This is a genomic window from Steroidobacter flavus, from assembly GCF_042651805.1.
Taxonomy (GTDB): Bacteria; Pseudomonadota; Gammaproteobacteria; order Steroidobacterales; family Steroidobacteraceae; genus Steroidobacter; species Steroidobacter flavus.
In genome coordinates this window covers 173,875-196,534 of record NZ_JBHSDU010000010.1, presented here as the reverse complement: position 1 = coordinate 196,534, position 22,660 = coordinate 173,875, and the positions used below count along the sequence as shown (strand labels likewise).

At 61.5% G+C, this 22,660-nt stretch carries 21 protein-coding genes; 6 read left to right on the top strand and 15 right to left on the bottom strand.

Annotated features, from left to right (window positions below; all coding sequences use genetic code 11):
- Position 1 precedes the first annotated feature (1 nt).
- A complete protein-coding gene (locus ACFPN2_RS22265; protein WP_380600700.1) occupies positions 2-916 on the bottom strand; it encodes a methylenetetrahydrofolate reductase in 915 nt (304 codons plus the stop codon).
- 14 nt (positions 917-930) lie between these two features.
- On the bottom strand, positions 931-1,776 hold the full coding sequence (purU, locus tag ACFPN2_RS22260; RefSeq protein ID WP_380600698.1) for a formyltetrahydrofolate deformylase: 846 nt from the start codon (positions 1,774-1,776) through the stop codon (positions 931-933).
- A 117-nt stretch (positions 1,777-1,893) separates the two neighbouring features.
- Here purU and ACFPN2_RS22255 point away from each other — a divergent pair, with 117 nt between their 5' ends.
- Positions 1,894-2,802, top strand: a complete 909-nt coding sequence (locus ACFPN2_RS22255; RefSeq protein ID WP_380600696.1) for a LysR family transcriptional regulator — start codon at positions 1,894-1,896, stop codon at positions 2,800-2,802.
- A gap of 40 nt (positions 2,803-2,842) precedes the next feature.
- Here the strand turns inward: ACFPN2_RS22255 and ACFPN2_RS22250 are convergent, their stop codons facing one another.
- Complete coding sequence (locus ACFPN2_RS22250; protein ID WP_380600694.1) at positions 2,843-3,487, bottom strand: response regulator; 645 nt, start codon at positions 3,485-3,487, stop codon at positions 2,843-2,845.
- Positions 3,484-4,431 carry an ATP-binding protein gene (locus ACFPN2_RS22245; protein WP_380600692.1) on the bottom strand — a complete coding sequence of 316 codons (948 nt, stop codon included), beginning with the start codon at positions 4,429-4,431 and terminating at the stop codon, positions 3,484-3,486. The genes ACFPN2_RS22250 and ACFPN2_RS22245 overlap by 4 nt, the downstream gene beginning before the upstream one ends.
- A 143-nt stretch (positions 4,432-4,574) precedes the next feature.
- Here ACFPN2_RS22245 and ACFPN2_RS22240 point away from each other — a divergent pair, with 143 nt between their 5' ends.
- Complete coding sequence (locus ACFPN2_RS22240; RefSeq protein WP_380600690.1) at positions 4,575-5,666, top strand: YVTN family beta-propeller repeat protein; 1,092 nt, start codon at positions 4,575-4,577, stop codon at positions 5,664-5,666.
- Here ACFPN2_RS22240 and ACFPN2_RS22235 read toward each other — a convergent pair whose 3' ends face one another.
- The 8 genes from ACFPN2_RS22235 to ACFPN2_RS22200 all read right to left on the bottom strand — a co-directional run bounded on the left by ACFPN2_RS22235 (position 5,667) and on the right by ACFPN2_RS22200 (position 16,131).
- On the bottom strand, positions 5,667-6,890 hold the full coding sequence (locus ACFPN2_RS22235) for a chitobiase/beta-hexosaminidase C-terminal domain-containing protein (RefSeq protein WP_380600687.1): 1,224 nt from the start codon (positions 6,888-6,890) through the stop codon (positions 5,667-5,669).
- 74 nt (positions 6,891-6,964) lie between these two features.
- Positions 6,965-8,986 (bottom strand): hypothetical protein, encoded by a 2,022-nt coding sequence (locus ACFPN2_RS22230; protein WP_380600685.1) that lies wholly within the window; start codon positions 8,984-8,986, stop codon positions 6,965-6,967.
- A gap of 26 nt (positions 8,987-9,012) precedes the next feature.
- A complete protein-coding gene (locus ACFPN2_RS22225; protein ID WP_380600683.1) occupies positions 9,013-9,933 on the bottom strand; it encodes a hypothetical protein in 921 nt (306 codons plus the stop codon).
- 92 nt (positions 9,934-10,025) lie between these two features.
- Positions 10,026-10,871, bottom strand: coding sequence for a hypothetical protein (locus ACFPN2_RS22220; RefSeq protein WP_380600682.1), 846 nt, complete (start codon positions 10,869-10,871; stop codon positions 10,026-10,028).
- A gap of 52 nt (positions 10,872-10,923) precedes the next feature.
- A complete protein-coding gene (locus tag ACFPN2_RS22215) occupies positions 10,924-11,676 on the bottom strand; it encodes a hypothetical protein (RefSeq protein ID WP_380600680.1) in 753 nt (250 codons plus the stop codon).
- Between the two features lie 39 nt (positions 11,677-11,715).
- Positions 11,716-14,493 carry a TonB-dependent receptor gene (locus ACFPN2_RS22210; RefSeq protein WP_380600678.1) on the bottom strand — a complete coding sequence of 926 codons (2,778 nt, stop codon included), beginning with the start codon at positions 14,491-14,493 and terminating at the stop codon, positions 11,716-11,718.
- Between the two features lie 195 nt (positions 14,494-14,688).
- Positions 14,689-14,982, bottom strand: a complete 294-nt coding sequence (locus ACFPN2_RS22205; protein ID WP_380600676.1) for an Atu4866 domain-containing protein — start codon at positions 14,980-14,982, stop codon at positions 14,689-14,691.
- Between the two features lie 87 nt (positions 14,983-15,069).
- Positions 15,070-16,131 carry an aldo/keto reductase gene (locus ACFPN2_RS22200; RefSeq protein WP_380600674.1) on the bottom strand — a complete coding sequence of 354 codons (1,062 nt, stop codon included), beginning with the start codon at positions 16,129-16,131 and terminating at the stop codon, positions 15,070-15,072.
- A gap of 113 nt (positions 16,132-16,244) precedes the next feature.
- Here ACFPN2_RS22200 and ACFPN2_RS22195 point away from each other — a divergent pair, with 113 nt between their 5' ends.
- Positions 16,245-17,156: a LysR family transcriptional regulator gene (locus ACFPN2_RS22195; protein ID WP_380600672.1), complete on the top strand. Its 912-nt coding sequence runs from the start codon at positions 16,245-16,247 to the stop codon at positions 17,154-17,156.
- Positions 17,157-17,198: 42 nt separating this feature from the next.
- On the opposite strand, the gene ACFPN2_RS22190 is transcribed toward ACFPN2_RS22195, so the two are convergent.
- The 3 genes from ACFPN2_RS22190 to ACFPN2_RS22180 all read right to left on the bottom strand — a co-directional run bounded on the left by ACFPN2_RS22190 (position 17,199) and on the right by ACFPN2_RS22180 (position 20,745).
- Positions 17,199-18,521, bottom strand: coding sequence for a S41 family peptidase (locus tag ACFPN2_RS22190; RefSeq protein WP_380600670.1), 1,323 nt, complete (start codon positions 18,519-18,521; stop codon positions 17,199-17,201).
- A complete protein-coding gene (locus ACFPN2_RS22185) occupies positions 18,521-19,018 on the bottom strand; it encodes a MarR family winged helix-turn-helix transcriptional regulator (RefSeq protein WP_380600668.1) in 498 nt (165 codons plus the stop codon). The genes ACFPN2_RS22190 and ACFPN2_RS22185 overlap by 1 nt, the downstream gene beginning before the upstream one ends.
- An 86-nt stretch (positions 19,019-19,104) precedes the next feature.
- Positions 19,105-20,745, bottom strand: coding sequence for a M28 family peptidase (locus ACFPN2_RS22180; protein WP_380600666.1), 1,641 nt, complete (start codon positions 20,743-20,745; stop codon positions 19,105-19,107).
- A gap of 189 nt (positions 20,746-20,934) precedes the next feature.
- Between ACFPN2_RS22180 and ACFPN2_RS22175 the strand changes: the two genes are divergently transcribed.
- The 3 genes from ACFPN2_RS22175 to ACFPN2_RS22165 all read left to right on the top strand — a co-directional run bounded on the left by ACFPN2_RS22175 (position 20,935) and on the right by ACFPN2_RS22165 (position 22,617).
- Positions 20,935-21,147, top strand: a complete 213-nt coding sequence (locus ACFPN2_RS22175) for a hypothetical protein (protein WP_380600664.1) — start codon at positions 20,935-20,937, stop codon at positions 21,145-21,147.
- Positions 21,148-21,586: 439 nt separating this feature from the next.
- Positions 21,587-21,892: a helix-turn-helix domain-containing protein gene (locus tag ACFPN2_RS22170; RefSeq protein WP_380600662.1), complete on the top strand. Its 306-nt coding sequence runs from the start codon at positions 21,587-21,589 to the stop codon at positions 21,890-21,892.
- Between the two features lie 119 nt (positions 21,893-22,011).
- A complete protein-coding gene (locus tag ACFPN2_RS22165; protein ID WP_380600661.1) occupies positions 22,012-22,617 on the top strand; it encodes a Crp/Fnr family transcriptional regulator in 606 nt (201 codons plus the stop codon).
- Positions 22,618-22,660: the final 43 nt, after the last annotated feature.

Here is a 22,660-nt window from a genome sequence, read left to right as displayed (position 1 = left end):
CCTAGCCGACACTGAAACTGCCGTGCTCATCGAGCGTGAACGCCCCTTGGTCTACGCGCTGCAGCCACTCGCAGGTGCGCAAGAATCCGCCGAACGTAAAGAAATGCAGTCCGTCGTACCGATCAGGTGACACGTCGGCCAGCGTTCGAACCAGCGCCTCCGGTCCGTGATCGCCGATCAGCTTCGTAAGCGATGTGGGCCTCGCCCCTAGCGCACGAATCGAGGGACCGACGCCACAACGCACGGCATAGCGAAGCAGCGTCGCGATACTGGCCGGGCCGGACAAGCCAGCGACGAGTCTCGCAGAGACCCCATCGGCGCGTAGCTCATCAGCCCACTTGAGAAACGGCGGCGCTTCGAAAAAGAACTGCGTGAGTAGCGTCGTTTGCAGTCCCGCCGCTTGCGCAAGCGTCACCTTCTCACGCTCAGCGCGACGAATCTCGGCGAGCGGCACTTTCGGATGGCCTTCGGGATGACCTGCCATCGACACCCCGCGCAATCCATGTTCGTGGAGCCGACCGGCGCGCAACACATCGGCGACGCTCGAGTACGGTCCCACCGCCTGCGGATAGTCGCCAGAGATCAGCAGGATCTCCGCCACCTGCGCTTCGCTTACAGCTTGGCGCAGAAACGCATCGAGCGTGTGCTCGCTGTCCAGCAGCCGCACCGGCACGTGGGGAATCGGATCGAAGCCAACTTCTCTCACCTCGCGACAGGCATCGAGTGTCTGCTGCCACGTTTGTTTCGGCAGATGACTCACATAGACCTTTTTCCCCGAGGGCAACAGGCCGCGCGCCCGGCGCAGATCGCGCGCATCCTGGACGTTCATCTCGATGGAACATTCTCGCGCCAGCCGGGCGATGGCGGTCTGCTCGACGATGGAGGGCACTCGGGCCTCGATCTTGGGTTGGGTCATGGGAGGCTTGTGCTCTAACGAAAGACGACGGTGCGATGGCCGTTCAACAAGATGCGGTGTTCGACGTGCCATTTCACGGCACGCGCCAGTACCGCACACTCCACGTCGCGTCCGACGGCGGCGCAATCCTCCACGCTCATGGCGTGATCGACGCGAGCCACGTCCTGCTCGATGATCGGCCCCTCATCGAGATCTTGGGTGACATAGTGGGCCGTGGCGCCGATCAGCTTGACGCCTCGATCGTAGGCCTGCTGATGCGGCCTCGCCCCTTGAAAGCTCGGCAGGAACGAATGATGAATATTGATGGCGCGGCCCTCGAGCGCCTGGCACAGGGCCGGCGAGAGAATCTGCATGTACCGGGCCAGCACCACCAGATCCGCCCGCGCCTCACCCACGATCTCCAGCAGCTGTTGTTCCTGGCGCTGTTTGTTCTCCGGGCTCACCGGCAGGTAATGAAACGGAATGTCGTGGGCGGCGGCGAGCCGGTAGAAGTCGCGATGATTCGAGACGATCGCCGGAATCTCGATGGGAAGGGCGCCGATCCGATAGCGATACAGCAAGTCATTCAAGCAGTGGCCGAAGCGGGAGACCATCAGCACGACCCGCTGCTTGCTCGCAAGGTCGTAGCAGTTCCACTGCATGGAAAACTTCTCGCCGATGGGCGTGAAGGCTGCTTGCAGGGCCTCGGCCTGGTGGGCCTGCTCGCTATCGAAGCACACCCGCATGAAGAACCGCTGGGACTGATCGCCGAACTGCGCGCTCTCCACGATGTTGCAATGATGGTCGAGCAGAAAGCTCCCAACGGCCGCGACGATGCCTCTGCGGTCCGGACAGGAAAGCCTGAGGATGTAACGGGGCATGCAGTGAGTCTTTTCTCGAGGTATCCCCCAACCCGAGCTATGCTCCCGCCCGGCCCCTCATCCGGCAACACGATTTGGAGTATTGTCTCTATCCATGAAACAAATAGAGCCGTCCCCATGAGCGAGCTGGATCTGAACCTGCTTTACGTCCTGGTGGCCCTGGATGACTGCCGCAGCGTCAGCGACACGGCGATCAAACTGCATCGAAGCCAGCCCGCCGTGAGCGCCGCGCTCGGCAAGCTGCGCGGGTTCTTTGACGATCCTCTGTTCGTGCGCATCGGCAACACCATGCAGCCCACCCCTCGCGGCCGGGGCATCGTCGAGTCGGCGCGCGGCATTTTGAGAAGCGTCGGCACCGACATCATCGCCGCCCCTGTCTTCGATCCGGCGACCCTGACCGGGCCGATCTCCCTCGCCATGTCCGATGTGGGCGAGATCGTGTTTCTGCCGAAGCTGCTAAAGGATCTGCGTCGACTCGCGCCGCAGGCGAGCATCAACGCGGTCAGCCTGCCGGCGGCCCAAATCGCCGAAGGGCTCGAAGCCGGCACCGTCGATCTCGCGATGGGCTATTTCCCCGATCTCAAGAAGAACAATTTCTTTCAGCAGGTGCTGTTCACGGATGGCTTCGTCGGTCTGATCCGCGCCGACCATCCGATGGCGGCGAAGAAACTCAGCCTGAAGCAGTTCCTGCAACTGGAGCATGCGGTCGTTCGCGCCGAGAGCCGCAGCGAAGAGGTCATCGAAGGCTACTTGAAGCGCAAGCGCATCCAGCGCCGTGTCGTACTCACAACGCCCCACTTCGGCAGCGCTCCGGTGCTGGTCGCGCAATCCGATCTCATGGTCACCGTGCCTGAGCCGCTAGCTTATTATTTTTCGGCCGCCTCGCCCCAGGTTCGCGTGGTCGGCCTGCCCTTCCCCTCGCCGCGCATTCCGCTGCGACAATTCTGGCATCGTAAGTTTCATCACGATCCCCGCAGCCGGTGGCTGCGAATGGTGACGGCCGAGTTGTTTCAGACGCGGAGCTGAATGTACCGGCGGAGCCCTGCTCGACGCCGAAATGGGCACATCAGATCCGCGGCACGAGCCCGAGTCGAATAGCCGCCCGTAGCAGCTGTGTTCCGGTTTCCGCACCGAGCTTCTGTCTGATCGAAGACTGATGATTGGCCACCGTCTTCGGATTCAAGCCCAGCTGTTGCGCGATCTCATTTGGAGCACAACCGTCCGCCAGAAGCTTCAAAACCTCGAACTCCCGCGCCGAAAGAAGGTCGTGCGTGCCTTGCTGCGAACTCAGCGGCTGCAGCGCCAGTGTCTGTGCCACGTCGGGGCTGAGAAATCGGCGGCCGCATGCGACGCTGGCCACCGCCTCCACCAGCACGCGTGGCGCAGCCGCCTTCGTCAGATAGCCAGCGGCGCCAGCTTCGAGCGCACGCCGCGCAAAGATAGCGTCCTCATACATGCTGAACATCAGCACGCGTGCCTTGGGCTCATGCGTAAGAATCCGGCGTAGCGCTTCGATGCCGCTCACCCCGGGCAAGGCAATGTCCATGACCGCGACATCCGGCATCAAACTGCAGAACATGTGATAAGCCTCCGTAGCGCAGGCCGCCTCGCCGACAACCGTGATGCCTCCGCTGACTTCCAACAGTCGTCGGTATCCTTCACGCACGACGGAGTGATCATCCACCAGTAATACTGTTGTTCGCGCACTCATGGCATCGCACCTTGAATACTGACGGGAATACGCGCGAAGAGGCTGAAGCCCTGCCCGGGACCCGTCGTAACTCGCCACAGCCCTCCGAGCATTTCGACGCGCTCACGCATGCCGATCAAGCCGAGCCCGGCATGGGTCTGGATCAGGTCGGCACCGCGACCGTCGTCGCTGATATTGAATGTCACCGCATCGGCCGCCTCTACCGGAGGGCCGCTGCGCGACACGCGAACTGCGACGTGTCCAGCCTGTGCATGCCGGGACACGTTCGTCAGTGCTTCCTGCGTCAGACGGTATATTGCAAGATTGAGCAATTCACCGAGCGAATCCAGATCGCCGTTCAGCGTGACACTCATTCGCGTCCGCGGCATGCGCCGTTGGCAATGATCCAAATAGTGTTCGAGGGCTGCCTGTAGACCGAGCTCGTCGAGTGCGACCGGTCGCAGCTCTCGGATCAAATCACGCACGACCGCATGCAAATGATCCGTGTGCCGGATGATGGCTGATACTGCCTGCGATTGGGCTGCGTCCAGCCGATCCTGGATCGAGACCGCGTCGGTCTTGATTGCGTTCAAGTACTGGCCGAGCTCATCGTGCAGCTCGCGAGCGAGCGACTTCCGCTCGGCTTCCTGTGCTCGTAGATACTGTTGGGCGAGACGGCGGTTCTCGAGCAACAGTGCTTCGAGCCGGGCTTCGGCGACTTGCCGCTTGCGGACTTCGGCACGCGCGTCGCGGTATCTTCGCCACGCAAACCAGCCCAGGCCGGTGGCGAGGACCACCAGGACCGCCGGCAACTCATCGACCTGCAACGCCTCCCATCTTCGCGTGCTCGCGAACAGCCACTCATTCAATTCGATCTGGCTGAACAACCCAGCCGCGGCCAGCACCACGAGCGCAACGATCAACAGATCTCCCCAGAGCGAACCTCGGTCCAGGTCGGACTCCACTGCCGTATCCCCCGTCAGAGTAGGTGGTTGCGTACGCGCGATCGGGAAGAATTCCCTGTTCTTTCTTTGTCCCGATGTGAAATTCTACGGCAGACGGTGTCAGCCTTTCGAATGTATATATCCGGCAATATGTAGATCTCGCCATGATCGAAACCCAACAAAAAACCAAACGTCTGCTAGTCACCATTGCCCTGGTGGCCCTGCTGCCAATGACCACCCCGGCGCGGGCGGCGGAGAGCTATCAAATCTTCGTCAGCAACGAACGCTCTGGCGATGTTACGGTCATCGACGGAGCCAGTCTCGAGGCGGTCGCGACATTTCCCGTCGGCAAACGCCCGCGTGGCATCCATGCAAGCCCGGACGGCAAGACGGTGTACGTCGCGCTCAGCGGTACGCCCATCGAAGGACCGCCAGAGCTGGATGCCCAGGGCAATCCTGTGTTCAAGCGAGATCAGGACGAGGACGAGGACGATGACGTTGACGCCGATAAAACGGCCGACGGCGTTGGCGTGGTGGACGTGGCGACACGGCAGCTGCGCAAAAAGATCTCCGTCGGCTCGGATCCTGAAGAGTTCGACATCAGCCAGGACGGTCGACGCCTGTATGTTTCGAACGAGGACGTGAAGACCGCCAGCGCCGTCGACATCGCGAACGGGAAAGTCCAGAGCATCGTCCCGCTGACTCAGGAACCCGAGGGCGTGGCCGTCTCTCCCGATGGCAAGACCCTGATCGTCACCTGCGAGACCGGTGGCGACGTGTTCTTTATCGACGTCGCCACGTTCAAGGTGAAGGGTCACGTCAAGGTCGGCCCCCGCCCGCGTTCGGTCGCGTTTCTGGAGGGAGGCAAGCTCGCCGTCGTCCCCTCCGAATCGGCGGGTAATCTCTATGTCATCGATACGTCTCAGATCGAGGTCGTCAAAACGGTCGCTCTGCCCAAAGGCTCGCGCCCGATGCGCCTGCGTGCGTCTGCCGATGGCAGCAAGCTCTACGCGAGTACAGGTCGCGGCGGCACGGTCGCAGTGATAGATGCCAGGAGTTTTGCCGTGCTCGACAACATCACCGTGGGCAAACGGCCGTGGGGCATCGTGCTTTCACCGGACGGCAAATATTTATTCTCCGCCAATGGCCCTTCCAACGACGTGTCGGTCGTGGACCTCGCAGCCCGCCGGGAAATTGCCAAGGTGAAGGCAGGCGACAGTCCCTGGGGTCTCGCGGTCGTCAAGACCGCCAGGTGACTAGGGACGGATTAGATAGACCTGCTGCGCAATGATGCTGCGTGTGAATCCTTCCTTGTATGCTCGCGCACGCACTACCGCCGGACCGTCAATGCGAATCGGACCGTCATAGCGAGCATCCTTCGGGCCCGGCACGCTGCCATCCAGCGTATAGCGAATCTCGGCACCCGGTTCGTCGCTCGCAAGCGTCACGCTTACGGGATGTTCGAAAGTGCCCCCGCTGGGTGAAATCGACGGCGGGGACAGCACGTCACGGCCCGGCAGGCTCTCGATCCACTGGCGCATCAGGTTCACGCCTCGGGTATCGATGATATTGCGCGCTAGGGGCGGCATCCGAATCTCGTCGTTGGTATCGATGCGCATCAGGGCGACCGAGCGCCATGGATCGTGTGGCGAAATCACACGCGCGCGGTCGACGTTCTGGTCGATCAACACGGGACCGTCGATGAGCTGTTGCTCCGACAGCGGTGTTTCGTAGCGCGCATCGAAGTTCGCCACCGTTGCGCCGGGGCGGTGGCAATTCGCGCAGTTGGCATCGAGCCAGGAGCGCGCCCGGTCTTCCAGACTGCGGGTCGTGTCGTCCGAGCGCGCCAGCGTCGGAAACGATGCGATGTCAGGTTCGTTCAACGAGGCCTCGAACAGACCGAGTCGATTCCAGCGACGCAGCTGGTTTTCGCTCGCCCCATCCGGATACCTCACGTCGCGATTCATCTGACGCGTCTTGGGTCCAAGTGCGCCCGAGGTGTGGCTGTTGTGACACTCGAGGCAATCCTTGCGGCTGGGGTAGTACCAGGATTGGACATGGGTTCCGGTAGCGTCGCGGATCGTGATGTCCTCGTGCAAACCTTCGGCTGGCACCAGATCGGCATCGCTCAGATCTGAGCGCCACTTGTAAGTGACGCCGTAGACACCGCCTGCACGATCAAACACGAGTAGCCGCGTCTCCAGCCGTCGCCTGAGGCGTGGCTGGGCTGCGTCGGTCGGCAACTCGAAGGTCTTGACGAAGACCGTGCCGGGCGGAAAGGTCCAATCGCCACTCGATGAGAAGCCGACCTTGCCCTCGGGAAGGGCGACGAAACGAGTCTTCAGCGCGCCATCGGACCAGAACGCAACCACGAGATCATAAGGAAGCAACGTCTTGGCGGGCTCGAGTTGCCCCAGCTCGGCAAAGACTCCGGTCCGCGACAACACCGGCGGGATGTTGCCGCTGGCCCTATCCGGCATGTCGAGCCAGGGCTTCGAGGGAAGACGTGAGGACGCAGGGGGCAATCCATGCGTGCAACCCGCGACCAAAACCGCTAGTAGATAGGCAACAACTCGATGAGGCATTGCTTGGAACCACGCAGCCATCGGAAGCCGGCACGAATCGGTATATTCAGGATAGAACAGTACACGGTCCTCACGGGGTCACTGGCGTGAAACACGATGGGACCGGCGTTGAGTGTGGCCGTTCTCGTGCCGGGCAGCGGGAAGGACTGGACCTCGTGCAACACGGTGCCTGCGAACGTCACCGTGCGGCGGCCAAGATTATCCGGGAGCGAAACCGACACTCCCTGGCACTCGGCGTCACAACGAAAAGTCTGACTGACCGGAGTGTTGTAAGTCACGCTCACCACCGACCCGGCGCGCAGGACGACTTCGATCGGCGCGAAACTCTGATCATCCAGCATCTCGAGCTTCAGATCTGCGTCGGTCGGCACCGACGTCTCCCGATTCGCTTCCGCCGAACAAAAGTTGAAAGGCCCTGACAGCACATCGAGCGCGACGGTGTCGGACGCTGGATCGCAGTCCGCGAGCGATGGAAATAGCAGCGGCGTGTTGGGATCGACGAAGTACACGGTCGTGAAAGATGCCTTGAGCGTCGCAGTCGTGCCGGTCGGCGCGCCCGTGTCAGTCATTCCCGAAAGAATCGTGTTCGCGAAGCTCACGTTGCGAACGAGCACGGGCAGATCCGGACCCAGATCTGTGTTGACACTCACGGGGCCGAGCGTGATTCCATTGCACGCCTCCGCCTCGCACGCGAAACGAAGGGCCGGAATGAGCGTCGCCGGGTCGTACTGAAAGAAATAGACGCTCACGACCGCATCGTTGCCATCCATCACCAGCTCGACTTGCGGATAGGCTGGGTCCGCTCCGCTCGTGTCGGCGAACACATAGACGGCGCGTGAAGGCGTCGCGCCGCGCGATGTGTTCAGCGTGCCGCCGACGTTCAAGGGATCGAAGGCATCGACGCATTGGGCGATGACCGTATTGTCCTCCAGGATCGCGAAGAACTTGTTGGTAGTGCACGGGAGCACCGGCAGCTCAACGCCGGGAATGGCCCCGGTAAGGACGCCATCCAGCACGGCGCTACCGGTGGCGCTCGTCAGGGCGGCAGTCGTGAAATTGAAAGAGCGCGTTTGATCGCTGGCGGGGACGCCCAGCACGATTCCTCCGCAGGCACTGCCGCTACAGAAATAGCTGAGGCCGGCGTTCACGTATTCTCCACTCAGAATGTCGTCGCCCCGTACCTTGACGGTGAGCGTGTCATTGGTGGGCGCCGAAAAGACGTAGTCGATGATGCTGTTGTCGTCCTCTTCGCGATTCGCAGTTTTGATCGCCGGGCAGAACTCTCGCTGCACTCCTGCGACGTCGATTAAAACTCGCTCCTCGATACACAGGCGGGCCAGCGAGGCGACCTGTTGAGTGAGCGTCGCGAACGTGCTGCTGTGGGCGGCTAACGCCGCATCGATCGCTTGAATGGTATCGAACATCGGATCGCCAGGGATTGCATCGAAGCGTGAGGTGATGAAGCTTGCGTCGCCCGAGCGGACCGTCACGCCCAGCACATCCCGCAGATAGGCCGTGACCTTGGCCTGCGCGGCCCGGATCTTTTCATCGGTCACCATCTCGCTGCCATTGGTGCCGAAGGCCGCGTACGCCGCCGTCGGGTCCTGCCCCATGAGTTGTGCGAACAGAAGTGTCGTGAGCGGTGTGACGTTCGCCGTCCCCGCTTGTGTGGCGACCGAATACAGGAAGACCTGCTGGTCGCTTTTGTCCGGACCGATCCAGCGCAACGCGTAGGGCCCGGCGAGCTGCGACAGGTCCACGCTGTAGCGATTGGTCCCGCTGGAATTGCTGGCGGTTCGGGGCAGGCCGGCGGTCCCTTTTGCCGTGACCGGGCCCGCCGTGACTCTGTCATCGTACGCAGCCGTCCCGGTGAGTGTCGGAGTGGCGACGGTGGTCTGCTTCGGTGGCGCGTCTTCGCCGCACCCGACGAGTAACATCGCCAACACCATGACAATCGATCCAAAGCGCCGGGCGTGCTTTGTGTCCAGCATGTGATTCATTTCCGGGAGACTGACGCCTACATCGGCGGCAGGATGAGCGACCCGTTCAGCACGGCATTGCTCTGGCCGCTCTCCGTGTCGATCAATGTGGTACCGGAAAAAGTGAAGCGGCGTGCGCCTTCGGCGTCTGCGACAGACATTCGCACGCTGCCGCATTCGCCGGTCCGGCATGCCAGCGAAACCTCGCCTTCGAACTGGACCCGCCTGATCTGCTGATTCTGATCGGTCGCGACCAGGATCGATTCGCCATCGAGGTTGCTGAAGCGATAGCGCTTGCTGCCGTCATCGGCGACCTCGAACCCCGCGCCTCCCTGCGGACAGAAGGTCTGCGAGGAACTGTCGCTGGTGACGATGCTGACGCCCTGGTCAGGACACGCAAGTTCCGACAGTTCCTCCGCAGGGATCTCGATCCGTCCGCTCAAGCGCAGAGACTCTCGCGTTGAGGGCGTTGCGTTCGAGCTCGTTGGCATCAAAGCAGTATGCTCAAAGGTCATCATGCGAACTCCTCGAGCATCGCGCCTGCTGATCGTGATGCCTTTGCACCCTCCGGCCTGGCAGTGGAACTCCGGCCGCACGTGACTGCCCCAAGCAGTTGAAAGGATGGTGCCGCCGGCGACTTCGACACGCAGCCAGCGCTGTGGCACGGTGAGCGTGGAGATTTGATGGGCGCGTACACTGCCGTTGTGTTTTGTGACGAACGTGCCCATGCACACGGGCTCGATGGTCTCGTTCATCGCGATTTCGAGTTGCTGGCCGGCGCAAGAACGCGCCGACTTCGATGTCTCGACGATCGCGGGGGCCGACTCGATCCGTTCGGTGCGCGCCGTGATGGCGGACTGGTTGATCGGATGCTGTTCAACGTCCTCGCCCTGCTTCGTAACAGCAAGCGCGACGATCGCTACAGTCCCCACCAGCAACGGCACGATCCATGTTCGCATTGACCTCTGCACAGCCATGATCTCCTCGAGGCAAAGTCCGGTCCGAAGTCGGCGGGCGTCGTTCGGCGACGGCGCCCGCCCGCTTCAACCGATCAGGACGTCTTGCACGCGTACGCTTGCGCCTGGATGTTGGTTGGAATCTGCGTCTCCTCGCCGCCCTGCCAGTACTTGATGGCGAAGTTCGTCAGTACGTAGTGGTCGGTGGCGCCGCCGAAGGGGCAGTTCTGACTCACGAACAGCCATGGCGACCAAACGCTGTTCACACCATCTGGATCGAAGATGTTGGTGTCCGCCCAGTACATCACTCTGCCGTTGTCCCGATCGGCCGCGGCTCCCGGCGGCACGACCTGGTTCAGGCCCTTGTAGGTCTTGCCGGTGTACTCGAGATATTTCACGGCCAGCGAGTTGTCGGGATCGGTCCCCGTGGTGCTGCCGCTCCCCATCCAATAGCTGACCGAAGCTGTCAGCGATACGCCGGTACCGCGGATGTTGCGGAAGAGATTGTTGATCTCGAAACAATCGTTGCTGGTCCCGCTCCATAGCGGGCAATTGGGATTGCGCGCCGGAAAGTTCACCGGCGTCGCGGCCATACGAACCCGCGTGGCGAGGATGAACGTATTGGTCGCATCACACGTGGACGCAGTGCCGAGACAATAAACACGGTCGTATAGAGTGCCGACGTTGACTCCGCTCACGGTGATGTTGGCCGTACGGGTGGCTTTCAGAATATAGCCCGCCAGGCCCCCGGTCCCGCCGGGCAGGCCACCCACGAGACACGTCGACGGCGGTGGAACGGTGAAGGGTTTGGGATTGACGGTGACGATCGGCTCGCCCGTATCGGGCAGCACGCACTCGGCCGCTCGCGCCGGCGCCTGATGAAACAAAGCCGCGCTCGCGCCGAGGACCAGCGCATATGACAAAGCATCTGATGTGTTCACGGTACGTCTCCTTCCTGTAGAGAATTCTTGCGTCGTTGCACGCCGAAGGGCGTTAGTCGTCGCCCTCCTCTTCGTCGTCATCCTCTGGGGGCGGCACGCCGTTCGGCTGATAGCTGGTCGTGTAGAAATCGACCGCATCGAAGGGATCGTCGACATCGGAGTTCAACACCCTGAGACCCAGCGCGTTGAGCGAGAACCCGGTAGGCGCACGCGTCTTGGTCAACAACCAGGGCGAGCGTGCGCTGCTCGTGCCGTCCGGATCGGCGGCGTTGGCGTCGATGCGGAAATCGACCCACGTGTTGTCGCGTTCCGGCTCATCGCCTTCGAACTCGTTCAGGCCCTGTACGGTACGTCCCGCCTCGTGCAATGCCTCGGTCGCGCCGTCCAGAAAGTAGGCCACCGACACGGCCTTTCCAGGCCGCGTCTGGCGGAACAGATCGTTTACATTGAATGCGGTGCCGCTCGAGTCCCACTGATTCGCATTCATGATCGCGCGCACGCCGAAGATGTAGAGCTTCGGCTTCGCGACGTTGCGCCAGACCCGCTCGTTCACTGTACCGATTTCGATATCGTTGTAGATCAGCGGTGCCGAACGCGATGCGACCAGCGTATAGCCCGGCTCGCCGGGCAGGCTCGTCACCTTGCAGTGCTGGTTCGAGCTCGAGCTCGTGGGGTTGCATTGGGTGAGGACCGAATCGCCCACCTTCGACAGCGGCTCGAAGCCCGCAGCTAACGTCGCCTGGCCTGTCGCGAGCCACAGCCCCGCGCTCGATGCGATCATTCCGTAAAGAATCTTCCGTTTCATCTGTTCGCTCCTTTTCTTGTGATTGCTAGTGCAACGTCCTCATCTCGATTCATACGTGAAGCCGAACCAGATCCCGCGCGGCGCTCCGGGCCCGACATAGGTCGAGTTCTGCCATTCGCTCGAGTTGTAGTTCCAGCCGCTCGGACCGATCGCGCCGTTGACCGCGGGCGAGAATGGATTCACGCCCAGGCGGCCGGCACTGAAATAATCCTCGTCGAAGAGATTGCTGATCCGCGCGAACAGCACCAGGCGCTCGCCGATCCGGTAGCTCGTATCGAGATCGAAGACGATGAAGCCTTCGGTCCGTCCCTCGTTGGTGAACGGCCGGCCACGACGCACGAAAGTCTGCTCGAGACCGGTCGTCGCGCAGCCGCCGCCCAGAGAACAGAAGTAGAGCCCGGTCTCCTGATCCGTGCCGCCGGGCTCATGCAAGTTATTCTCGTTGCCTCGCACGTAGGAGGAGGAATGCGCGGTGGCCTCGAGGCCGATCTTCCACGCTGGCGTGAGATTCAGTGTCAATGTGCCGTTGTAGTTGTGCTCGGGAATACCTGGCAGGCGTGCGCCGGGATCGATGCGGATCATGCGATAGGTGCCGCGCCCACCGTTGGCGCTCGCTGTCGGCGAGGGCAGCGAATTGAACGCCCCCAGCTCCGGAAGATTGGTCGACGCCTGCGAGTTCTGATTGAAGTCCGCGCTGCTGTTGTGGGGACTCACCGTGTAGAACGTCGATTGGAACGTCGCCTGCGTATAGGAGTACGCGAGTCTCAGTTCGAGCATTCCCACCTCGCCCGCCACGCCCACTTCGAAGCCCTGACGCCGCGTCTTGCCGACCGTGTCGAAGTAACTCTTGCCATCGCCGACGCCGACGAAATAAATATCGTCTTGGAGATCGGTGCGAAACACGCTCGCATTCCACTGAAACCGGCGTCCCAGCGTGCCGCGCGCACCGGCCTCCGCCGAGTCGGAACGGATTTGCGGCAGATGGGGATCGCCGGAGAGCGTGGTCGGCAGACTGCACCCCGGGGAGACCAGGCTCCGCGGTGCTCGCGAAGTGAGATTTCCGAACGGGATGTCGACCAGCGTGTCGTCGAACGCACATCCCAATTCGACCACCGAAGGCACGCGAGCGCCGCGACTGACATTCCCGTAAAGATTGATCGAGGGAACCGGCAGCCAATTGATGCCCACCTGCGGATTGAACGAGCTGTAGTCGAACGATTCCTTGGTGCGCGTCTGGTCGTTGACGAGTTGGTCGATGATGGCGCTGCCGGTGCGCAGCTCGTGCAAGTCATCCAGCGCTGCACGCACGAGCAGATCGCTATCGACGCCCGTCCTGTTGTACCGGCCCGCAAGCGTCAGATGCAGGCTCGGCAGCATCGACCACGTTTCGCTGAAATAGGCGCTGCGGGTCGTCCCGGTGCCTCGAAAATCATTGCCAGGCACATCGTTCGCGGCAGCGTAGTACTGAGGAGCGACGTTGGATGGATCGAGGTACACCCGGTGCGAGGCGTCGATGAGTGCCAGACGCTGAACCATGCGATAGGCCGCTCGATTGCGGTCTATCGACACACCGACCATGAATTTGTGACTCGGCAGATTCCAGTTCGCCTGCACGGCGCCGCCATAGGTCGTCTGGCTCAGCGTAGTCGGCGTCATGAGCCCGATCGGTGTTCCATCGACCACGCCCGAACCCGAGGTGATACCGCCCACCAGACGTGTCTGCACCGCGCCGTTGCGCGCGAGAAACCGTCCGGGTTGCGTCAGGTCCGCGACCGCATCGTGGTCGAAACTGAAATCATCGAAGCCTTCATAGGCATCGCCGTGCAACGCATCCCGATCGCTGCTGCGGCGGTAGACCTGCGCGGTGATGTTGAGAGCTTCAGAGACATCGTACGCCCCGCTCAGCGCAAACTGCCTGAGTCTGTTTTGAGTCTCATCGGGTGAGGTGAACACCGATTCCCGGCGCTCGTCATAGAGCTCGCTTGGAATCAAGCCGTTGCCGATGAGATCGTTGTCGGCGAGCAGCGCCGAGGCGGTGATCACGCCCAGCCGACCTCGCCAATCCGCTCGGCCAAAGAATTGCCGGACCTGCGAGGGTGAATGGTCACGCCAGCCGTCCTCCTCGAAAAAGTTCAGAGCAGCGAAACCACCGAGGACACCGTTGTTCGCGCCCACCGTCAGTTGTCCCTGCTGACGGGAAAAAGATCCCGTCAGACCGCTCGCTTCGATTCCGTGCGATGAGAACCCGCTACGCGTACGCACGGAGAGCGCGCCACCGAGCGTGTTGAGTCCGAAGAGCGGGTTGGAGCCGGGAAACACATCGAGCCGCTCGATCGCATTCATCGGAATCAGATCCCAGTTCACGACATCGCCGAACGGCTCATTGACGCGAATGCCATCGAAAAATACCGAAAGGCCCTGGGGCGTGCCCGTCTGCGGACTGGCCGTGAAGCCTCGGTAGTTCACATCCATCTGAAAGGGATTGCCCGAGTAGTCGTTGATGCTGACCCCTTGCATCTTCTCGTTCATGAGCTCACCGACACTGAGCGCCCTCGACTCGGCAATCTCTCGCTTGCCCAAGCTCTGAACGTTGCCAGGGATCTGGTCTTGGTTCAGCAGCAAGCCTGGCATGGGCCCGGCATCGGTCGGGCGCACGCCCTCCACGATGACATCGGGTTTGACCTCGCTCGAGACATCGTCGGATGGTTGAGCCGCCGCGATCTCCGAAAGCACGACGCCGTAGCACACGAACGCAATTGCAATCGGAGAAGGAAGCGAGCCAACCGCGATCGGCCCTCCCCGGCATTGTTCCGACATCGTGCATTCCTTGTGCAGCGGTCGACCCAGGTCTTGTGGCAGGCAGTCTAAGCATCCCGCACCTGGACAAGCCACGGAGAAATTCCCGAAGAAGATGGGAAACTTTCCTTGACCGTCACGACACAGGGGCAACACCGGCAGTCATGCCGCCGCATTGCCGATGCCCGCCCCCGGAGCAGGTTCGTCTCATGCCACCTACTTCTCCCGCCTGAATATCATTCCACCGTGGTGCAGCTCGTCCTCGCTGACGAACGTGCCGTCCGCTGTGAAGCCCGTGTCGTCCCAGTAGTCGATGTGGCTTCCTTTGACTTCGTATCGTCCCTGGTAGGCACTCTCACGAGACCCACGCGCTTCGTCATAGCGTCCATTCGGTAGAAGCTGCTGACGAATGTGGCCGTCCGTGGTGACCCACATGCCGACATAAGGGTGTTGTTGTGACATTGATCTCTCTCTCTCATTGCTGTGAGGTACTGCATTCGGAAGATCCACACATAGCGGCTCCGATAAGGACGGCCGTCGCGGGCGACGCCTTCGCCGATCGAATGGATGATGACGTCATCACCATCGGCCCACGCGTTATCTCCGACCTTCGATCGTCGTTCCGCCGAAGATGAGCTGTTGAGCCATCGGTCGACCGATGAACCGCTCCGGAAAGATGGGCGGCAGCGCGCTGGCATGGTTCAACCGGTCGCGCTGGTCGGCGCTGAACGAGATCTCCAGTGCGCCCAAGTTGTCCTTCGCCTGCTCGAGCGTGCGGGCGCCCATGATCGGCGACACAACCGCGGGATTGAGCAGCGTCCACGCGAGCGCGACCTGAGAGCGCGATGCGTTCAGTTCCGTCGCTACCGTGCCAACCACCTCCGCAATACCTAGCGAACGCTCATTGAGGTGGCCGGTCGAAGCGATCACGCCCTTCCGGGTCTGAGAAACATTGGCTTCATTCTCATTAGAAAGATCGGCGCGACCGTACTTGCCGGTGAGAATGCCGCCGCCCAGCGGCGACCAGGGCAGGACCCCCAGACCCAACGCCTGCGCCATGGGCAGAAGTTCGTACTCAACGGTCCGTTCGACCAGGCTGTACTCGATTTGGAGCGCGATGAAAGCCGACCAACCCCGCAAGTCGGCGAGCGTTTGGAGCTGCGCGACGCGCCAGGCGGGCGTATTGCAAATCCCGGCATAGACGATCTTGCCCGCTCGCACGAGATCATCGAGGGCTCGCATCACTTCTTCAGGCTGGGTAGTGAAGTCCCAGGCATGCAGATATAAGAGATCGATCCGGTCGGTGCCGAGTTGGCGCAGGCTCTGTTCCACCGAGCGCAGCAGATTCAGGCGGTGATTGCCGCCGGCGTTGGGATTGCCAGGCTCACGTGCCATCGTGAACTTCGTGGCGAGCACCACGCGCTCACGCTTGTCTTTCAGGAATTCGCCGAGCAAGCGCTCGGAGGCGCCATCGGTGTAGTTCACCGCCGTGTCGAGGAAGTTGCCACCGCGGTCGAGGTAGAGGTCGAAGATGCGGCGCGCCTCCGCCGCATCGGCGCCCCACCCCCAGTCCTTACCGAAGGTCATGGTTCCTAGCGCGAGCGGTGCGACGCGCAGTCCGGAACGGCCCAGCAAACGATAGTGATCGAGTGAAGTCATCTGCAGTTCTCCAATAGCAGCCGGACATCAAGTCCTGTGCGGATAAGTTAGAGCGCACGGGCGGGAAAGAGAACTTGCCGCGTGCTGGACGCTCCGGTAAGTTTCGCTAACCAATGTCAGTCGATCTGAATCGAGTTGCAGTATTCCTGGCGGTGGCTGAAGCAAAGAGCTTCACCACCGCGGCCAGGCGCCTTGGCGTGACCCGCTCCGCGGTCAGTCAGACGATTCGTCGGATGGAAGATCGACTGGGGATTGCCTTGGTCCAGCGCACGAGTCGCAGCGTGAGCCTGACGGAAGCGGGCGAAGCGCTTTATCGGCGCGTCGCGCCGGCAGTCAGTGAAGTCAGCGTTGCGCTCGAAGCGACACGGGACCGCGACGCTGCGCCTTCGGGCCTGCTACGGCTTGCGGTGTCCTCGATCGCGGAGCGATTCATCTCAGGCTCGTTATTCGCGAGCTTCGTCGAGCGCCATCCCGGCATCCAGCTCGACATCACCATCACCGATGAGGAGTTCGATATCGTCGCGGAGGGCTATGACGCGGGCGTTCGGCTCGGAGAAGTCATCGAGCAGGACATGGTCGCCGTGCCGGTCTCATCGAAACAACGCCAGCTGGTCGTGGGCGCACCGTCCTATCTCGCGCGCCGGCGTGCGCCGAAACATCCGAGCGAACTGACGCAGCACTGTTGCATCGGCTGGCGCCCTGCCCCGCGTGCCGAGCCTTATCGTTGGGAATTCGAGGACAACGGACGAGCGTTCGATGTGGCGGTGAACCCGCAAATCACGACGAATGACATGTGGGTCATGATACGCACGGCAGTCGCCGGCGGCGGTCTCACCTTCGGGATGGAAGAAACATTTCGACCCTATCTGCAACGCGGTGAGCTGGTACCGCTATTGCAACGCTTCTGCCCGTCTTTCGCCGGCTTCTACCTGTATTTTCCGGATCGCAGAAATCTAGCGCCCAAGCTACGCACGCTGGTGAATCACGTTCGTTACTCGAGCGCGTCGGCTCAGAAAAAGAAGTAACGAAGTTTCGTTCAACCGAGCCCGGCCAGGTCACGAGCGAACTTATCCTCGAGGCACCACTTGCGGCTTTGCCACCCCCACGCGCAGCAACTCCATTGTCTTGCCAGTGAGCCTGACGCGCAGGCCATCCACTCTTTCAACTGCAAACAAGCCATCGACGCTCATTGACAACAAGCGGGCCGGTTCGCGATCCGGTCGGGTCAGCCATAGCGTGCCGTCCCGGTACTCGACACGCATCGTCCCATAGCGCGCCGCCAGCCTTTGCAAATGAGCTGGCGGGATCGTCACAGGATTCAGCTTCGCATCGGCCGCGACCTTGGCCCACGCGTACTCGGCGCGATTCTCTGCGCTGACATCGTCCTTCTCGATGAGCCGCTCGAGCGCCACGGAGTGCGCGACTTCCAGCGCCTGCGTTGAACTGGCCTGGATGCTCGGAGTGACCCCCACTCCTTCCCAGTTGGTCTTGCTGATGGGATGAACCGGTCGGCCATACGAGATACTGAGAATAAAATTTGGCGCGATCGGCAGCAGCGTATTGTTGTTGGCGGCACCGACAGTCTTCGTCCCCACCAACTCGCCGAGTTTGAACTGTTGCACGTCATAGGCGAAGGCTTCTGCCGCCGAGGCCGCGCTGAGATCGATCAATACATACAGAGGCTTGCCTTTCATTCGGCCGGCCGGCAGGTGTTCCAGCGTTCGCGATTGCGCCGGCGTTTCCGACCCTTCCAAGAAGGTCATCTCCAATACGTCGGGATCCATGAAATGGCTCACGAGATAGCGAACCGCGGCGTGGGCGCCGCCGCCGTTACCTCTGATATCTATGATCACCGCGTCCCCGTCCCGCAGGAACCGCATCGCCTCGTCGTACGCGGCACCGGTCTGATCAGTGAGCCAATCGAATCGGCTGATTCTCAGATACCGGACATTGCCGCCAAGGACTTTCATTTCTGTCAGCCCGTGATGCTCGCGCAACGCGAGCCGCTGCCACAGCGCCTCCTCGCCGCCATCCTCCGCCTCACTGCTGCTCGCGATGGCATATCCGGCGGGATCGAAGCTCAGCGACAGATGTTTGTCCCGGCTCACCTCCTTCAAATCCTCGGTCACTCGTTCTGCCAGAACTAAAGGATCATCCGTCTTGTAGCGACCGCTGCGTTCCGCTGCCTGCAGCCGTTCGACGATGCGAGGGCGCATCTCTGGAAATACATACTTTTCCTCGAACGCCCTGACGATGCCTTTTAGTGCCGCCTCTCGCTCGGCAGCCGATAGCTGCGGTTGAGCGGGCTGAGGCTCTGCCAGCGTCGCGGCGCAAATGAGACAGCATATGGCCAACACCGCGCTGAAACGATTCAACGGAACAGTCGACATCAGGCTTTCTTCCTGCTTTTGGAACGCTTGTGTTTCAGCGACGCCGCATCGATACGCTGCGTGAACGATGCACGATCGAGCGCGGCGATGGCCTCCCGCAACAGATCGGACAGCGGTGTCGAGAGTTCCGAGTCGAGCATCCGGGCGGCGTCGTTGGTGGCGCGCCAATGTTGCTCGAGTTTGGGAATCATCGCCTTCGCGACCGGTGTGAGCGCGACGATACGCTCACGGGCGTCGCTACCCGGCTCCAATTGCACCAGCCCCTTCTCGACCATCTGCGCGACAGTCTGGCTAGCGGCGGAATGTGTGATTCCGGCGCTGCGCGAGATGCTTCGGATCGAGGTCGGCCCAGACTCCATCAAGGCGCGCATGACAGGTGTGTAGCGAGGGCGATACGCCAATCCCGATTCGACATAGCTCTGCTCGACCGCTCCGTCGAGCTTCTCGATCAGATGTCTCAGCAACGTACCCAGCGTGGGGGTGGGGCGAGCGGGCATGCTGGAAATGTACAAGCACTGTTACATCTTCGCAAGAGTAAGGAGCCAAGCGCGCCATACTCAGATGCATACCGGGCGTGGAGCGACTATGGGCGTTTAGCTCGATCGGCCGTGGGAGCGAATACGGCCGCGAGTTCGTCGCCCTCGTACCACCGAGGTCGATGCGGCCTGTTCGCCGCGCCGGCAACGACGGCGTAGATGTATTCACCCGATCGCTGAGCCACGTCCCAGCGCAAAGGCAGCTTCATGTCGTCGGAAGGCTGGTGGTAGTGACGAGACTCATAATCATCCCACGTTGCTACATCTTCACTGCCGTTCCGGCTGTTGCCACGCGCCGGATTGGGGAACAACACGGGAATGCCGACGCGTAAGAAAGGATATTGATCGCTTAGGGCCAGATTGCCGCGACCGGGAATCGGGTCGGGCATGTGGATCGCATCGACAGATCGGGCGGCCGCAAGAGATATCTCTTCCAACGTGGAATGTTCGGCGCCCAGCGCGACGATGCCCGCGAAGTCATGGAATGCCATGAGGCCATCCACGCTGATGACCGCAACGATATCGTCCAGCGGAACCAGAGGATGTGCCACGAAATATTCCGAGCCGAACAGCCCCTTCTCCTCGGCCGCGGTGGCGAAGAACAGTACTGAGCGCTTTGCGCCGTCGCCGGTGCTCAACACTCGCGCCACTTCCAACATCGCAGCAATGCCCCCCGCGTTATCCACTGCGCCGTTGTAAATGGTGTCCGCCCCCCCTTTAGGCCCTACCCAGGCATCCAGGTGCGAAGCGACGACTATATATTCGTCTTTGAACCTGGCATCCGTACCGGGCAGCACGCCGATCACGTTCGCAGTCGATGAGTCTTCGTGAACGGATCGTCGAGACAGCCGCATCGACGCCGGCAGATTGAAGCCGCGCGGCGGCGAGGAAGTCGATTGCTGATAAATCTCATCGATATCGTGGCCAGCTCGAGCAAACAACGATCGCGCCACCTCTGGCCCCAGAGTGATGGTCGCCTTGATCGCCGGTCCGTTCACGCTCGGCGCTCGATCGGTCCATCCGAGCGCCGGCAAAGGCCGAGCCTGACGTGCCCGCTCCCAAGGCGAGAACTGTTCACGTTCCGGTGATTTGAGCGTCAGTAGAGCGACTGCGCCGGCCGCCGCGGCCATACGTTCCTTTTGCTGAATCCAACTGTAGTGCGCACGTAGCGCACCAGGAAAGCTGGCTGGCGCTCCTTCCAGAATCACGACGGCTTTGCCTTTGACGTTCAGCCCGGCATAGTCGTCGTGCCGCAGACCGGGAGCTCGGATGCCCCATCCGACAAAAACCATCTCCGCATCGATAACCTCCTCGAGCGTACTAGGACTGGCATCCACCGCGATGTCCCGGCCATTCTGATACAGCTGTGTGCCACTCTTCGTTCGTAACTCGAAGCGCACGCCATCAGGCTGCAGCGATCGTCGACGCAATGGCACCTTCTGATAAAAGTCCGAGCTCGCACGCGCAGGCTTCAGGCCGTATAACGCAAACTGAGTGGCAACATACGCCGCCGCGATGTCGTAGCCTTTCGTGCCTGCTTCTCTGCCTTCCAGCAGATCGTCGGAAAGAAAGGCAGTGTGCGCTTTGATCGCCGCGCCCGAGACCGTCGCGGCTTCGGCCATTACCGCCTGGGCGATCAACACGAATGCTATTGCGAGAATTGCATGAAGTCCGGGGTTGTCGACCACGTCGTCGTTCCTTCTCGTATGAGCAGTGCCTAGTTTTGCATACGCGCGCGACGCGCTCGCGCAGTAACGGCCGACTCCCTGCAACTACGCAATCGGCGCGAACTGGGTCAACCTGCGGCTCGCTGCTGCGTTACACGTTACTGCGACTACGCAGGCCGCTTCGTTGCCGGTTGCGGCGGCGATGACGATGTGCCGTCCGAGCCCATCATTCCCAGCGCATTCACTGACGTGGACAGCGCCGCTCGCGAGACATATAACGAGCATCGCGTACCCATGGGCGTCGCTGTCTACGACGGGCAAGGCACGAAAGTCTTCGAGCAAATGTATGGCGATTTCTCACCCGAATCGACGCGTGGCGATCGCTTCCGCTTCCAAGCTGCAAAGTGGCCGCCGCCTGAGTAGCCGAACAGCGCAAACTTGCCGAAGTCGTGGCCAAGCGCCGCCGACACTCCATATCGTAGAAATCGATGAGAGATGCCCTTCTCCTGCAAGGCCTCGCCTGAAAACGCAGTCAGCGTCACTGGCGTGCTCTGAACGTCCTCCTCACGGCGACGCGCCGTGACCACAATCACCTCCAGTCCGCCATGATCCCTCGCGGCGGCCGGCGCATCGCAGGGCGTTGCCGCCGACGATTGTGCGAAGGCTGAGGGCGCCATGAAAAGCGCCAGCGTTGATGTCGCGCAAAGCGCACGCTTTGGGTTGCACATTGATCATTCCCCCTTTCGGCCGCTCTCGCAGCTTGCCCGCGGGCGCGCCCCAACGCCTGCAACCAAGGTTGCATTCCCCGAGAAAATGACTTTTGATCGTACCGCGCCCCGCGCAAGACCCTGATGAGGGAGCGATGACCGGATTTCTCAGCCCTGAAAATTGGATCGGCGAGTTGCCCGCTCGAGTACGCACGGTGGACGTGCCAGCGGGAATGACCTTCAAGAGAATGGGTGAGCCGCCCGATGGTTTGTTCCGGGTGCCCATCAGCCATACAGACATCGCGGAGCATCTGGAGGTGACGCGGCAGGCCCTGCAACGTGAGATGAGCGCAATGAGCGATGCTGGCATCCTGCAAAAGCGCGCAGGACGCTGGTGTCTCAAAGCCCCTGACTCGATGAGACCGGATAGGACCGTTCGTTCTGCCGTTGCGCGCCCGTGACGCTAGCGTTGTCGAACACACGCTCGGCGAGCACGACAGGAGGACCCGTCGGTCTGATCTACAAGGAGAGCTGGATCGATGAAGTTCCCGATGCCGTTCAGCAGGCAATACTCGCGCGCATGGAGACGATCCCGCTCGAGAAGCAACAGACCCTCAAGGAGGCGGGTGAGGCTCCCGCCGCAATCTTTCAGGTCCAGCATGGCCATCTGAAGCTGATGCGACATCTCCCGGACGGCAGGTCGCGGTTCATCGTGCTGTACAGTGCGGGCAGCACTTTCGGTGAAACAGCGGTCATCACCAAACGCCCTATTTACGACCATACGACGATCGCGCTCGTACCGAGTCGCGTGCGGCGTCTGGCGGTCACCGACTTTTGGGAACTGTATGCGCGTCATCGCGAGATCTCGGATGCGCTTTGTCGAAAGTTCGCGCGTCTCGTCAGGCTGCAGTTCGATCGACAAGATCTCAAGGGGACGTTGCGGCTACGCAGCCGGATCGCGACCATGCTCGCGACGCTTGCCGAGCAATTAGGGTCGACCGACGAGCATGGCGACGTAACATTCACCCTGCCGATCTCCCATACCGATATCGCCGATCACGTGGAGGCGACACGACAGGCGGTGCAAAGAGAGATCTCCGCGCTGAGCGCAGCGGGACTGATCCGCAGAAAGGGCGATCGGTGGTCCGTACCGGATCTTCGTTTGCTCAGAGCCGCGGCCCAATGATGCCAGAGGATCTAGTGCGCCGGCATCGCACCTCGAGTTCCAC